13 protein-coding genes are annotated in these 12,540 nt (G+C 75.5%); 7 read left to right on the top strand and 6 right to left on the bottom strand.

All coding sequences use genetic code 11. The features are described from left to right. Positions 1-149: 149 nt before the first annotated feature. Entirely contained in the window at positions 150-1,475 is a 1,326-nt protein-coding gene (gene paaK, locus ACYVO2_RS15555; RefSeq protein ID WP_461008382.1) for a phenylacetate--CoA ligase PaaK, read from the top strand. Between the two features lie 120 nt (positions 1,476-1,595). Then, on the top strand, positions 1,596-2,942 hold the full coding sequence (locus ACYVO2_RS15550) for a hypothetical protein (protein ID WP_461008381.1): 1,347 nt from the start codon (positions 1,596-1,598) through the stop codon (positions 2,940-2,942). A gap of 88 nt (positions 2,943-3,030) precedes the next feature. Here ACYVO2_RS15550 and ACYVO2_RS15545 read toward each other — a convergent pair whose 3' ends face one another. Next, positions 3,031-3,801 carry a DUF1206 domain-containing protein gene (locus ACYVO2_RS15545; protein ID WP_461008380.1) on the bottom strand — a complete coding sequence of 257 codons (771 nt, stop codon included), beginning with the start codon at positions 3,799-3,801 and terminating at the stop codon, positions 3,031-3,033. Between the two features lie 349 nt (positions 3,802-4,150). Here ACYVO2_RS15545 and ACYVO2_RS15540 point away from each other — a divergent pair, with 349 nt between their 5' ends. Beyond that, a complete protein-coding gene (locus tag ACYVO2_RS15540) occupies positions 4,151-5,233 on the top strand; it encodes an LLM class flavin-dependent oxidoreductase (RefSeq protein WP_461008379.1) in 1,083 nt (360 codons plus the stop codon). An 18-nt stretch (positions 5,234-5,251) separates the two neighbouring features. On the opposite strand, the gene pspAB is transcribed toward ACYVO2_RS15540, so the two are convergent. Both pspAB and htpX read right to left on the bottom strand, forming a co-directional pair. Beyond that, a complete protein-coding gene (gene pspAB / locus ACYVO2_RS15535; RefSeq protein WP_461008378.1) occupies positions 5,252-5,839 on the bottom strand; it encodes a PspA-associated protein PspAB in 588 nt (195 codons plus the stop codon). 5 nt (positions 5,840-5,844) lie between these two features. Then, entirely contained in the window at positions 5,845-6,741 is an 897-nt protein-coding gene (htpX, locus tag ACYVO2_RS15530; RefSeq protein ID WP_461008377.1) for a zinc metalloprotease HtpX, read from the bottom strand. A gap of 146 nt (positions 6,742-6,887) precedes the next feature. Here htpX and ACYVO2_RS15525 point away from each other — a divergent pair, with 146 nt between their 5' ends. Together ACYVO2_RS15525 and ACYVO2_RS15520 are read left to right on the top strand one after the other, a co-directional pair. Continuing rightward, positions 6,888-7,691, top strand: coding sequence for a MerR family transcriptional regulator (locus ACYVO2_RS15525; protein WP_461008376.1), 804 nt, complete (start codon positions 6,888-6,890; stop codon positions 7,689-7,691). After that, positions 7,688-8,248, top strand: a complete 561-nt coding sequence (locus ACYVO2_RS15520; RefSeq protein ID WP_461008375.1) for a GyrI-like domain-containing protein — start codon at positions 7,688-7,690, stop codon at positions 8,246-8,248. The genes ACYVO2_RS15525 and ACYVO2_RS15520 overlap by 4 nt, the downstream gene beginning before the upstream one ends. A gap of 96 nt (positions 8,249-8,344) precedes the next feature. Here the strand turns inward: ACYVO2_RS15520 and ACYVO2_RS15515 are convergent, their stop codons facing one another. After that, positions 8,345-9,340, bottom strand: a complete 996-nt coding sequence (locus tag ACYVO2_RS15515) for a pectate lyase family protein (protein WP_461008374.1) — start codon at positions 9,338-9,340, stop codon at positions 8,345-8,347. A gap of 360 nt (positions 9,341-9,700) precedes the next feature. Here ACYVO2_RS15515 and ACYVO2_RS15510 point away from each other — a divergent pair, with 360 nt between their 5' ends. Then, positions 9,701-10,024, top strand: coding sequence for an SGNH/GDSL hydrolase family protein (locus ACYVO2_RS15510; RefSeq protein WP_461008373.1), 324 nt, complete (start codon positions 9,701-9,703; stop codon positions 10,022-10,024). Positions 10,025-10,034: 10 nt separating this feature from the next. Here the strand turns inward: ACYVO2_RS15510 and ACYVO2_RS15505 are convergent, their stop codons facing one another. Then, positions 10,035-10,424, bottom strand: a complete 390-nt coding sequence (locus tag ACYVO2_RS15505; protein ID WP_461008372.1) for a PPOX class F420-dependent oxidoreductase — start codon at positions 10,422-10,424, stop codon at positions 10,035-10,037. A 214-nt stretch (positions 10,425-10,638) separates the two neighbouring features. Between ACYVO2_RS15505 and ACYVO2_RS15500 the strand changes: the two genes are divergently transcribed. Beyond that, positions 10,639-11,385 carry a PP2C family protein-serine/threonine phosphatase gene (locus ACYVO2_RS15500; protein ID WP_461008371.1) on the top strand — a complete coding sequence of 249 codons (747 nt, stop codon included), beginning with the start codon at positions 10,639-10,641 and terminating at the stop codon, positions 11,383-11,385. A 29-nt stretch (positions 11,386-11,414) separates the two neighbouring features. Here the strand turns inward: ACYVO2_RS15500 and ACYVO2_RS15495 are convergent, their stop codons facing one another. Further along, on the bottom strand, positions 11,415-12,533 hold the full coding sequence (locus ACYVO2_RS15495; RefSeq protein ID WP_461008370.1) for a CapA family protein: 1,119 nt from the start codon (positions 12,531-12,533) through the stop codon (positions 11,415-11,417). Between the last annotated feature and the right edge of the window lie 7 nt (positions 12,534-12,540).

Below are 12,540 nucleotides of genomic sequence, written 5' to 3'. Positions count from 1 at the left end.
CCCCCCAGTGACCCGCCCCCAGCGGCCAACAACCCCTCACCCGCCAACCCCCGCTCCCTCACCCACCAACCCCACCACCCCCACACTCCCCACCAACCCAACCGCCCCCACCCCGCTACCGGTCACGTACGAGACGGCAGGAGGCCCCCATGACGAAGGAACGCGAGCGGTTCGGTGCGCCGCCCCCCGCCGCGCTGCTGGACGCGGCGGAGCGGATGGGGCGGGACGAGCTGCGGGAGCTCCAGCTCCGGCGGCTGCGGGCCACGCTCCGGCACGCCTACGACAACGTCGGGCTCTACCGGAGGAAGTTCGACGCCGCGGGGGTGCGCCCCGAGGACTGCCGGGCCCTGGAGGATCTCGCCCACTTCCCCTTCACCACCAAGGACGACCTGCGCGAGACCTACCCGTACGGCATGTTCGCCGTGCCGCGCTCCCGGCTGCGCAGGGTGCACGCCTCCAGCGGCACCACCGGCCGCCCCACCGTGGTCGGGTATACCGACGCCGACCTGTCGGTGTGGGCGGACGTGGTCGCGCGGTCCATCCGGGCCGCGGGCGGGCGGCCGGGGGACACCGTGCACGTCGCCTACGGCTACGGCCTGTTCACCGGCGGCCTGGGCGCCCACTACGGCGCCGAGCGGCTCGGCTGCACCGTGATCCCGGCCTCCGGCGGCATGACCGCGCGCCAGGTGCGGCTCATCGAGGACCTCCGGCCCGAGGTCATCATGGTCACCCCGTCGTACATGCTGACCCTCCTGGACGAGTTCGAGCGCCAGGGCGTGGACCCGCGCGCCACCTCGCTGCGGGTCGGGATCCTCGGGGCGGAGCCGTGGACGGAGCGGATGCGCGGGGAGATCGAGGAGCGCCTCGGCATCCACGCGGTGGACATATACGGCCTGTCGGAGGTCATCGGCCCCGGGGTGGCGCAGGAGTGCGTGGAGACCAAGGACGGGCTGCACGTGTGGGAGGACCACTTCCTCCCCGAGGTGGTCGATCCCCTCACCGACGCGTCCCTGCCCGAGGGGGACCGCGGCGAGCTGGTGCTGACCACGCTGACCAAGGAGGCCATGCCCGTCGTCCGCTACCGCACCCGGGACCTGACCCGGCTGCTGCCGGGCACGGCGCGGCCCGCGTTCCGCCGCGTCGAGAAGATCACCGGCCGGTGCGACGACATGATCGTCCTGCGCGGGGTGAACGTCTTCCCGAGCCAGATCGAGGAGATCGTGCTGAACGTCCCCGGCGCCGCCCCGCACTTCCAGCTCCGCCTCACCCGGGAGGGCCGCCTGGACCGGATGACGGTCCGTGTCGAGGCCCGCCCCGGGGCGGACGCCGGGGCGCGTCGGGCCGCGGGCGAGGCCATCGCCAGGGACGTCAAGGAGCAGGTGGGCGTGAGCGTGGAGGTGGAGGTGGTGGATCCGGAGACCCTGGAGCGCTCGGTCGGCAAGATCCGCCGGGTGCGGGACCTGCGCGACGGGTGAACCCGCCGCCGGACTCCGGGCACGCGCGGCGGCCCGGGAGCGGCCGGCGGCGACCCGGGATCCCCGGGATCATCACCGGAAAATACCCACAAATGGGGCATTGGCGCTAGCGTCGTACATATGAACACCGCGCCGCGCCGCATCCCCATGGCCGCCGCTCTCCTAACCCTGGTGGCCGCCCTGCTGCTGCCCCTGTCGGCCGTCGCCACGGCCCCCGCCGCGCACGCCGCCGACGGCCTCGAACGCGCCGCCGCCGCGCTGCGCCGTGACCCCGTCTACGTCGATCCGCGCGCCTCCGGCACGCTGCCCCGCGCCGAGGCCGAGGCCCTGGCGCGGCGGATCGAGCGCGCCGACAAGCCGGTGTTCGTCGCCGTGCTCCCGGACGCCGCGGAGTTCGACCGGGCCACCCTGCTGCGCGACCTGCGCAGCTTCGTCGGCGTCACCGGGGTGTACGCGGTGGCGCTCGGGGACCGGTTCGACGCGGGCGCCGACCGCTCGGTGATGGCGCCGAACGCCGTGGACAACCTGGTCGGCGCGGTGCGGCGGGCCGACCCCGGCGACGGGGGCGCGATGGCCACCGCCTTCGCCGACCGGGCCGTGGCGCAGGCGGCCGGTGAGGCGCCCAGGAGCTGGGGCGGCGGCCCCGACCGGGGGCCGGGCGTCGCGGGCGCCGTGCTGGCGGCCGTGCTGGGCGTGCTGGTGGTGGCCGCGGGCGGCAGCGCGCTCGTGGCGAACCGGCGCGGCAGGAAGCGGCGGGCGGAACGGGAGCGGGCGGAGCTGGCGACGCTGCGCAAGGTGGTGGACGAGGACATCACCGCCTTCGGCGAGGAGCTCGGCCGCGCCGCCTTCGACCCGGCGGCACCCGGCACCGACGAGGCGATGCGCGGCGACTACGCCCGGGCCCTGGACTCCTACGACACCGCCAAGGCGGCCATGGACGCGGCGCGCCACCCCGAGGAGGTGAGCCGGGTGACCGAGGCGCTGGAGGACGGCCGGTTCGCGCTGGCGTCGCTGCGGGCCAGGCAGGAGGGGCGGCCGCTGCCCGAGCGGCGCCCGCCGTGCTTCTTCGACCCCCGGCACGGCCCGTCCGTCGCCGACGCGCGCTGGGCCCCGGCGGACGGCGCCGAGCGCACGGTGCCGGTGTGCGCGGCGGACCGGGCCCGTCTCGCGGACGGCGAGGAGCCGCTGGGCCGCGAGGTGGACACGCTCCGCGGGCGGCGCCCCTACTGGGAGGCGGGTCCGGTGTACGCGCCGTGGGCCTACGGCTACTACGGCGGCGGCCTGCTGCCGGGGCTGCTGATGGGCACCCTGCTGGGCAGCTCCCTCGGCGTCGGGCACGCGCACGGGGGCGACCTGGGCGGCGGCTTCTCCGGCGGTGACTTCTCCGGCTCCGACTTCGACGGCGGCGACTTCGGCGGGGGCTTCGACGGGGGCGGCTTCGGCGGCGGGGACGGCGGAGGGTTCTGAGCGCCGCCGGGCGAGGACGGCGGAACGCGCGACGGCGCCCGCGGGGCCGGTCCGGCGCCGCGCCCGCCGTCCGCGCCGCGTCCGCGGCTCACACCCGGCGCCACCTGGCCATGGCGAAGGAGAACAGGCTGAACAGCACAAGCCCGACGGCGACCACCGCGAGCAGCCAGGGGCCCGCCGTGGTGTCGGCGAACGACCGCAGGGTGTCGTCCATGCCCTTGGCCTCGTCCGCGTCGTACTCGACGGCGGCGCGCACCGCGAAGCAGCCCGCCGTGGCGAACAGCGCGGCCCTGGCGATCCCCCCGGCCACGCCGAGCACGTCCACCACCCGCCGGGCGGTGGGTGACATCTCGCCCTGCTTCAGGCGCTTGCGGAAGGAGCGCATCGCCGCCCGCACCGCGATGAACACGCCCGCCCCGGCGAGGGCGAGCCCCGCGGCGCCGACCAGCCAGCGGCCCGCGGGCAGCTCCAGCACCCGGGCGGTGACGTCCTTGGACTGCTGGTCGCTCGAACTGCCGCTGCTCCCGCCCCCGGCGAAGGACAGCACCGAGTAGGCCACCAGGGAGTAGAAGACGCAGCGCGCCGCCGACGCCGCCCGCTTGGTCGCCTTGCGGCCGTCCTGGCCCGCGCCGCCGAACACCACCTCCGACAGCCGCCACAGGGCCATCCCCACCAGGCCGATGCCGACCGCCCACACCAGCGCCTTGCCGAACGGCTGCTCGGCCAGCTCCTCCAGCGCGCCCTTGCGGTCCGCCTGCTCGCCCGAGCCGGAGAACGCGATGCGCAGCGCGAGCGCGCCGATCAGCAGGTACAGAACGCCCCGGGCGATCAGCCCCCAGCGGGCCGCTCCTTCTATCACGTGGCCGCCCGCGGTACCCCGCGCCGGGCGCCGCCACGGAAACGCCGATGTGCTCACATCCGCCTCCCTCACTTCCAGGCAACGTGTGCCCGGGGCCGGGGTGCGGAAACGGACGAACCGCGTGGCAGGGTGGAAGCGGGACACCGGGAGCTCGGGCGCGGGGACCCCCCGGGACGGCGGGGCGGGCGGCGGGCGGGGGCGCGGTGCGGCGCCCGGGCCGCCGTGTCCGCCGGTGCGGCGCCCCCCGATCCCCCCGCCGGGGGCACGCGTCCCCACCCCGGGCGGTTTAGGGTTCAACCAGATAACGCCCGCCGGTCGGCGGAGGGCCAGCACAGAAGGAGAGCGCCCGGTGCAGTTCGGGATCTTCACGGTCGGCGACGTCACCCCGGACCCCACCACGGGCCGGGAGCCGACCGAGCACGAGCGGATCAAGGCCATGGTCGCCCTCGCCGTCAAGGCGGAGGAGATCGGTCTGGACGTCTTCGCCACCGGCGAGCACCACAACCCGCCGTTCGTGCCCTCCTCGCCCACCACCATGCTCGGCTGGATCGCCGCCCGCACCGAGCGGCTGATCCTGTCCACGGCCACCACGTTGATCACCACCAACGACCCGGTGAAGATCGCCGAGGACTACGCCATGCTCCAGCACCTGGCGGACGGCCGGGTGGACCTGATGCTCGGCCGCGGCAACACCGCCCCGGTCTACCCCTGGTTCGGCCAGGACATCCGCCAGGGCATCCCCCTCGCGATCGAGAACTACGCGCTGCTGCACCGGCTGTGGCGCGAGGAGGAGATCGACTGGGCGGGCCGCTTCCGCACCCCGCTCCAGGGCTTCACCTCCACCCCGCGCCCGCTGGACGGCGTGCCGCCGTTCGTGTGGCACGGCTCCATCCGCAGCCCCGAGATCGCCGAGCAGGCCGCCTACTACGGGGACGGCTTCTTCGCCAACCACATCTTCTGGCCCACCGAGCACTTCCAGCGCCTGATCACCCTCTACCGGGAGCGCTGGGCCCACCACGGCCACGGCGCCCCCGAGCAGGCCGTCGTCGGACTCGGCGGGCACATCTTCATGCGCCGCAACTCCGGGGACGCCGTCCGCGAGTTCCGGCCCTATTTCGACAACGCGCCCGTCTACGGGCACGGGCCGTCCCTCGAGGAGTTCATGGAGGCGACCCCGCTGACGGTCGGCAGCCCGCAGCAGGTCGTCGAGAAGACCCTCACCTTCCGCGAGCACTTCGGCCACTACCAGCGCCAGTTGTTCCTCGTGGACCACGCGGGGCTGCCGCTGAAGACCGTGCTGGAGCAGCTCGACCTGCTCGGCGAGATCCTGCCCACCCTGCGCGAGGAGTTCGCCAAGGGCCGCCCCGCCGACGTGCCCGACGCCCCCACCCACGCCCGTCTGCTCGCCGCCCGGCGGGCGGCCGCCGGCTGACCCCGCCGGGCGCCCGCCCTACAGCCCGGGCGCCCCCCACACCGGGAACCAGCGGGTGAGGTCCCGCTCGATCGGCAGCTCGTCCTTCAGCAGCCCCCGCACCCGGAGCTCCAGCGCGTTGTCCCGCCGCTCGCCCCCGCCGGGCAGCGGCGCGAACGGGTAGCACGTGCCGCGCTTGTACAGGTAGACCAGCGCCAGCGGCCGCGTGCCCGCCGCGTCCCGGAACCCCAGCAGCGAGCACAGCAACTGCGGCCCGAACCCGTGCTCCGCCAGCAGCGTGTTCACGGTGTGCAGGTCGCCCACCACCGCCGCCGGGTCGTCCGGCGGGTGCCGCACCAGCAGCCACGTGTACCCGTACGGGTCCTCGCTGCACTCCACCGGCGCGCCGCCGCGCCCCGTGTCCGTGTCCAGCAGGTCCCGCACCTCCTGCCGCACCCCCGCGAACGCGCCGCCCTCCACCGCGGCGAAGCACACCGAGCCGAGCCCCGTCGGCGCGAACCCCGTCCCCGCCCGCAGGGTCACCGCCGCCGACGGCAGCGCGAACAGCCGGTCCAGGTCCGGCGGCACCGGCCTGCGGCGGCCCAGGACCACGTCCAGCCAGCCCACGGCGCTCAGCCCCCGCCGCCCAGTTGCGCCGCCACCCGGTCCAACTGCTCCAGGCGCCGCTCCAGCGGCGGGTGCGAGGACAGCAGCGCGCCCAGGCTCCGCGACGTCAGCGCGGGCACGAAGTAGAAGCTGTTGTACGGCGCCGCCCTGCGCAGGTCCCGCGTCGGGATCCGGGCCATCTCCCCGGTGACCTTGGTCAGCGCCGAGGCGAGCGCCGCAGGCCGCCCGGTCAGCAGCGCGCCCGCGCGGTCGGCGGCCAGTTCGCGGTAGCGGGACAGCAGCCGGGTGAGCAGGACGCTCAGCACGTAGACGGCGGCGCTGACCAGCGGCACCAGCAGCACGGCGAGCGCGGTGGCGTCCCTGCGGCGCCCCAGCCCGCTCCACAGCGCCACCCGGACCATCACGCCCGCCAGCACCCCGAGGAACGACGCGATGGTCATCACCGCCACGTCCCGGTGCGCCACGTGCGACAGCTCGTGCGCCAGCACCCCCTCCAGCTCCCGCGGCTCCAGCCGCCGCAGCAGCCCGGAGGTCACGCACACGACGGTCGTCCCGCGCCCCCGGCCCGCCGCGAACGCGTTCGGCACGTCGCTGTCGGACACCGCCACCCGCGGCTTGGGCATGTCGGCCAGCGCGCACAGGCGGTCCACCGCGCCGTGCAGCTCGGGCGCCTCGGCCGGGGACACCTCGCGGGCACCCATGGCGCGCAGGGTGATGCGGTCGCTGAACCAGAACTGCGCCACGAACAGCACCGCCGCGACGACCAGCACCACGGGCCAGGCCTCGCCCAGCAGCGCCACGAGCGCCCCGACGAACACGACGTACAGCAGCCCGACGAGGAACATGGTGGTCACCATGCGGGCGGTGAGCCCCCGGTCGGGGGCGAAACGGGTGCGTTGCACGGCACCCTCCTCCGCGGAGAGCCGACGACCCCCCTCAAGCGGCCTCACGTCGATTGTCCCTCTTGGCCGGGCGTTGTCGCGGCGGGACGCCCGGGACCGCCGCCGCTCCCCGCGGCCGGTTGGACTCTCCCTCCGGGGGAGGGATCATGCTGGCCCGCATGAACGACGACCTGCTGCCCATCGGGCGGTTCGCGCGTCTGGTGCGGCTGAGCGTCAAGCAACTGCGCAGCTACGCGGACCTCGGCCTGCTGGTGCCCGCCCGGGTGGACCCCGCCACCGGCTACCGCTACTACCGCCCGGAGCAGGCGCGGCAGGCGATGTCCATCGGCCTGCTGCGCTCGCTGGACGTGCCGCTGGGCACCATCGGGGAGGTGCTGGCCGGGCAGGAGCCCGCCCGGGCCCTGGCCGAGGTGCGGGACCGGCTCGACGACGAGCTGGCCCGGCGCCGCCGGGCGCTGGCCGCCCTGGAGCGCATCCTGGCGGACGGGCTGCCCAGCACCGAGGTCACCCTCCGGCGCGAGGAGCCGCTGCGGGTGGCCGCCGTCCGCGACGTGGCCGACGGCCCGCGGGACATCGGCCGGGTCACCTCGGGGTGCGTGGCCCGGCTCCTGGCGGCGCTGGGCGAGCCACCCGTCCGGCTGACCGGCCTGTTCCCCGTGGAGCTCGGTGACGCCGTCCCGGTGGCCGTCGCCGCGGCGCTGCCCGGCGGACGGGCCGCGCCGCAGGGCACCACCGTGGACCTGCTGCCCGGCGGTCTCTTCGCCGCCGCGATCCACATCGGCCCCTACGACCAGATCTTCCTGACCGCCCACGCCCTGCTCGCCTGGTGCCTGGAGCGGGGCCACGACCTGGGTGGACCCCTCCGGGAGGGCTACCTCACCGACCCCGCCACCACGGACCCCGGCCGACTGGTCACCGAACTGCTGATCCCCGTGAAGGAGACACCGTGAACGACGACACCGCCCAGTGGTACCACGCCGCGGACGAGCCGGAGCTCGCCACCTTCGGCCCGGTGCGCGGCCTGGGCGCCACCGGCCTGGGGGAGCCCGGCGGCGGCGAGTACGACGCGGCCGTGCGGGCGCTGTACACCGTCGCCGGGGCGCTGCCGGTGCCTCACGCGGCGCCGCTGGAGGGCCGCTGGTGGGTGGAGGACCGCCGCCCCCCGCTGGAGGTCCCGCGCGAGCAGTGGCGCTGGCACCTGTTCCTGCGCCTGCCCGACGACCTGGACCCGGCCCTGGCCGACACCGCGCGCGAGGACGCCCGGCCGTCGGGGGCGGCGGTGGACCGGGTGCAGCTCGTCACCTTCACCGAGGGCCTGTGCGTGCAGATGACGCACCACGGCCCCTACGCCGAGGAACCGGCGTCCCTGGCCCTGATGGAGGCGTACGCGTCCGCCCGCGGTCTCCGCCACGCCGGCCCGCACCACGAGATCTACCTCTCGGACGTGCGCGAGACCGACCCGGCGAGGATGCGCACCGTCCTCCGCCACCCGGTCCGCCCGGCGTAGGGCGGCCCGGCGGACGAGGGGCCGGGCGTCCGCCCCTCCGGGGGAGGACGGACCGGGTGCGGGCCACCGCCGAGGTCCGCACCCGGCCGTCGGCCGTCAGGCGCCGATCCTTCCGACGCCCACGCCCGCCTTGACGATCGACGGCACGTTCGCCGTCGGGTCCAGCGTGTACGCGTAGTGGTTGCGCGGCTCCGCCACGGTGCCGTTCACCTCGCACGTGCCCGAGCCGTTGAACACGTTGCCGCGCTGCACCAGGCGGCCGGGGCCCGAGTCGGCGTAGCCGCTCGCCGAGTAGCAGGGGTGGGGCACGTTCTCGAAGTAGTTGCCCTCGACCAGCACCCCGGCGTTCATCGTCGAGGCCACCCCGTACAGGGCGTTGCCGCGGTAGTAGTTGTTGTACACGTGCACCGGCTCGCCGAAGCGCACGCGCGGGTGCCGCTGGTTGGACCCGTCGAACCAGTTGTGGTGGATCGACACCTTCAGATGCCCGGTGTCCTGGCTGCCGTTGCCGTCGGAGTGACCGATCAGCATCGACTTGTCGGTCCTGTTGAACCAGTTCCACGACACGGTCACGTACTCGGCGCCGCGGACGATGTCCACCGCCCCGTCCACCGGGGAGACGAACTCGTTGTGGTCGATCCAGATGTGGTGCGAGTTCTGGCCGACGTTGATCGCGTCGTCCTCGGCGTTGGTGAACTTCAGATTGCGGACGATCACGTTGTACGAGCGGTAGAAGTCCAGGCCGCCCCCGTTGATGACCGCGGAGGTGCCCACTCCGATGATGGTCTTGTTCGGTCGCACGCCCTGCTTGCTGGAGATGTCGATGGTGCCGCGCACCTGGATCACCAGCGGGCCGACGGTGTCGATGTGGTCCAGGAACTGCTCGGAGGTGGTGGCGGTGACCACCTGCCCTCCGGCGCCGCCGGTGGTGCCGTTCTGCCCGAGCGCGTTGACGCTCGCGAAGCCGTCCGGCGCGTCGGCCAGCGGCCGCTCCGCGTGCGCCCGGCCTCCGGGGCCGGCCACGGTGATCAGGGCGGCGAGTGCCGTCGCCAGCGCTCCTCCCGTGACCCGGGACACCCATGACGAGAACATGACGCTCCTTCCGAGTTGCGGCCGGATCCCGGGAACGGACGGCGGTCGGTCGGGCGGCCGTGGCCCCGGCGGGTGGCTGAGCGGTGCGGTGCGGGGGTGCGAGGGCGCGGGGCCGTGCGCAGGTGCGGGCCGTGCGGGCCGTCCGGGGGACGCGGCCGTGCGACAGGGGTAGTAAGCGCTTTCTGAGCGGATGTTAGGCACACTCCCCGGGAAGCGGAAGAGGTCCCGCCGATATCCCCGAGGTTCCGGGGAGAACTGCGACGCATGTCTAGAAAGCGCTTGCCGCGAGGGCGTATGGTCCCTCCGGCACGGGCCGCTCCCGCGCCGCATCCCACCGCCGAAGGAGTCCCGTCACGACCCGTGCCGGTCGGCGGACGCTCGCCGCCACCCCCACGGCCGCCGGGCAGCGACGGCACCGCCCTGCACGTCAACGTCCTCGGCGTGGACCTGCCCGGGCAGGTGCGCACCCTGGCCGCGGACGAGCGGGTGCCGCTGATCGACCTCACCGCGCCGACCCGGCGGCGGGTGGAGGAGCTGGGCCCCGAGGTGTCCGAGGCGCTCTGCCTGTACAACGAGGCCCGCGACAACACCCACACCTCGGAACGCGGCGCCACCGAGTTCGCCCGGCTGGTCCTGGGAGAGCTCCGCGCGCAGCGCCTGGTGCCCCCCGGCCTGCTCCGGTGAGCGGCCGGCGTCAGGCCAGGGTGATCCGGATGGCCACCGTGCCGTCCCGGCCGTTGCGCAGGCGGCTGCCCAGCAGGACCAGCCGCCCGACCACGCCGTACTTGCGGCCCACCAGCCGCCGGTAGCGCTCGGTGCCGTCGCGCCCGAGGACCTCGGCCCGCCCCGGCACCGCGCCCCCGGTGGGCCTGCCCCGCGCGTCGCACGGCGCGACCAGCACGTCCGCGCGGTTGCGGATCCGCTTGACCTTCCCCGACCCGGCGGCCGTCCACACCCCGAGGGCGTCCCCGTCCCGCACCACCCACACCGGGGTGGGCACCGCGCGCCCGTCCCTGCGGAACGTCGTGACCAGCAGGTACTTGCCGTCGCCCAGCCGCTTCCGCGCGGCTGCCCCTTCCGTCATGCCGTCACCTCCGGGCCTCATGATCCCCCGGGGGCCCGCCGGACGGCGACGGTGGTGCGGGGCGGCGCCGGGGGAGCGGGCCGCCGCCCGGGAAGCGGCGTGCGGCGCGACAATGGGGGAAGGCGGACACCCGTCCGGGGCCGGAGCGCCCCCGCCCCGTCCGTCCCGGTCCCCCGTCCCCGTCCATCCGTCCACAGCCGGAAGGCGGCCCTCGATGCCGTACATCGTCGTCAGCGCGCTGAGCCACCCGGGCCTGCTCCGGGAGCGCAACGAGGACAGTCTCGTGGTGGGGCCCTGGACGCTCTGCGGCACCGTGACCGAGAACCCGCAGACGTTCCTGTTCCCCGTGGGCACCCCGCTGGTCGCGGCGGTCGCCGACGGGCTCGGCGGGCACCCCGGCGGGGAGGTGGCCAGCGCCCTGGTCGTGCGCAGACTGGCCACGCTCGGGCCGGTGCTGGACGCCGAGGAACCGGTCCGGGAGGCGCTGGAGGGGTGCAACCGCGCCGTGTTCGCCGCCGCGGACGCCGGGCCCGGACTCACCGCGATGGGCACCACGGTCGCGGGCGCGGTGCTGCTCCCCGAGTCGCTCCTGGTGTTCAACGTCGGCGACAGCCGCGTGTTCGCCATGTCCGACGACGAGGGGCTGCGCCGGCTCAGCGTGGACGACAGCCCGCCGCTCGCCCCGGGGCAGCGCACCACCTCCGTGGTCACCCAGAGCCTCGGCGGCAGCCCCGAGTTCACCGGCGTCACCCCGCATGTGCGCACCGTCCCGCTCACCCCGGGCACCCGCTACCTGGTGTGCAGCGACGGCCTGACGGACCCGGTGCCGGAGGAGACGGTGGAGGCCGTGCTGCGCGAGCACGGCGACGGCCGCGCCGCGTTCGAGCTGTGGAAGGCCGCCATCGACGCGGGCGGACCGGACAACATCACCCTCGCCCTGGTGCGGGTCGGCGACCAGTAGCCGCCGGGCCGGGCGGGCGTCCCCCGCGCTCACCCGCCCTCGGGGCGCAGGACCAGCGTGCCGTCCCGCGCCGCGGCGACCCGGGTGCCGAACGGGCGGCCGACCCGGTCGAGGGTCTCCCGCAGCCACCCGCGGTCCGCCCGCGGCGCGGGCTCTAGGCGCATCCGCCGCGCCCGCAGCGGCACCATCCGGCAGGCCGGGGGACCGCCGCCGTCCGGGTCCACCGTCACCAGGTACAGCAGCCGCAGGTCGTCCCGGTACCGCTCGTGGCCGGTGATGCCCTCGTAGTCGTCGATCAGGTCACCGCACCCGTACAGCGCCAGCCCGCCCCGGTACGCCTCCGCCGGGCGCGGGTGGTGCGAGGAATGGCCGTGCACCACGTGCACGCCGCCGTCGATCAGCGCGTGCGCGAAGCGGACCTGGGCGCGGGTGACGTGGTGGCCCCAGTTGGAGCCCCAGTGCACGGAGGCCACCACGACGTCGCCCGGCCGCCCGACCCGGCGCACCCGCTCCACCACCTCGGCCGCTGCGCCGGGCGAGGGCTCGGCGAAGAAGTCCACGCCGGACCGGGTGCCGGTCGCCGCCCAGCCGCGCGGGACGCCGCTGGACGCCATGGCGAACGACGCGACCACCAGCCGGCGGCCCCCGCCCAGCGGGACGACCGCGGGCCGCCGCGCCTCCTCCGCCTCCCGGCCCGCGCCCGCGGTGCGCAGACCCGCGGCGGACAGGGCGCCCAGGGTGTCGGCGAGCCCGCCGCGGCCGAAGTCCAGCACGTGGTTGTTGGCCAGCGCGCACACATCGGGGCGGACCGCGGCCAGACAGGGCAGGTTGGCGGGGTGCATCCGGTAGTGGATGCCCTTGTCCGGGCAGAAGTCGCCGCCGGTGGTCACGCTGGTCTCCAGGTTCACCACCCGGGCGTCGGGCGCGGCCCGGTCCAGCGCGGCGAGGGCGTCGCCCCAGGGGTAGGCGGGGCCGACGGGGCGCGGCACGGGGCCGTGGGCGGCCTCGGCCAGCTCGACGTAGGCGCGGGCGTCGGTGACGTACGGCTCGCGCAGCCGGGGGTCGCCGGGGTGGGGCAGGATCTGGTCCACGCCGCGCCCGAGCATCACGTCGCCGCAGAGGAAGAGCGTCACGGGGGCACCGGACATGCCTCCA

The sequence above is a fragment of the Streptomyces capparidis genome (assembly GCF_054782095.1).
This window is presented reverse-complemented; position numbering and strand designations above follow the sequence as displayed.

Excerpts from the sequence above, each read along its gene's own strand:
- paaK (WP_461008382.1), top strand. The coding sequence starts at position 150 with ATGACGAAGGAACGCGAGCGGTTCGGTGCGCCGCCCCCCGCCGCGCTG.
- ACYVO2_RS15515 (WP_461008374.1), bottom strand. The coding sequence starts at position 9,340 with ATGTTCTCGTCATGGGTGTCCCGGGTCACGGGAGGAGCGCTGGCGACG.
- ACYVO2_RS15505 (WP_461008372.1), bottom strand. The coding sequence starts at position 10,424 with ATGACGGAAGGGGCAGCCGCGCGGAAGCGGCTGGGCGACGGCAAGTAC.
- ACYVO2_RS15500 (WP_461008371.1), top strand. The coding sequence starts at position 10,639 with ATGCCGTACATCGTCGTCAGCGCGCTGAGCCACCCGGGCCTGCTCCGG.
- ACYVO2_RS15495 (WP_461008370.1), bottom strand. The coding sequence starts at position 12,533 with ATGTCCGGTGCCCCCGTGACGCTCTTCCTCTGCGGCGACGTGATGCTC.
- ACYVO2_RS15550 (WP_461008381.1), top strand. The coding sequence starts at position 1,596 with ATGAACACCGCGCCGCGCCGCATCCCCATGGCCGCCGCTCTCCTAACC.
- ACYVO2_RS15525 (WP_461008376.1), top strand. The coding sequence starts at position 6,888 with ATGCTGGCCCGCATGAACGACGACCTGCTGCCCATCGGGCGGTTCGCG.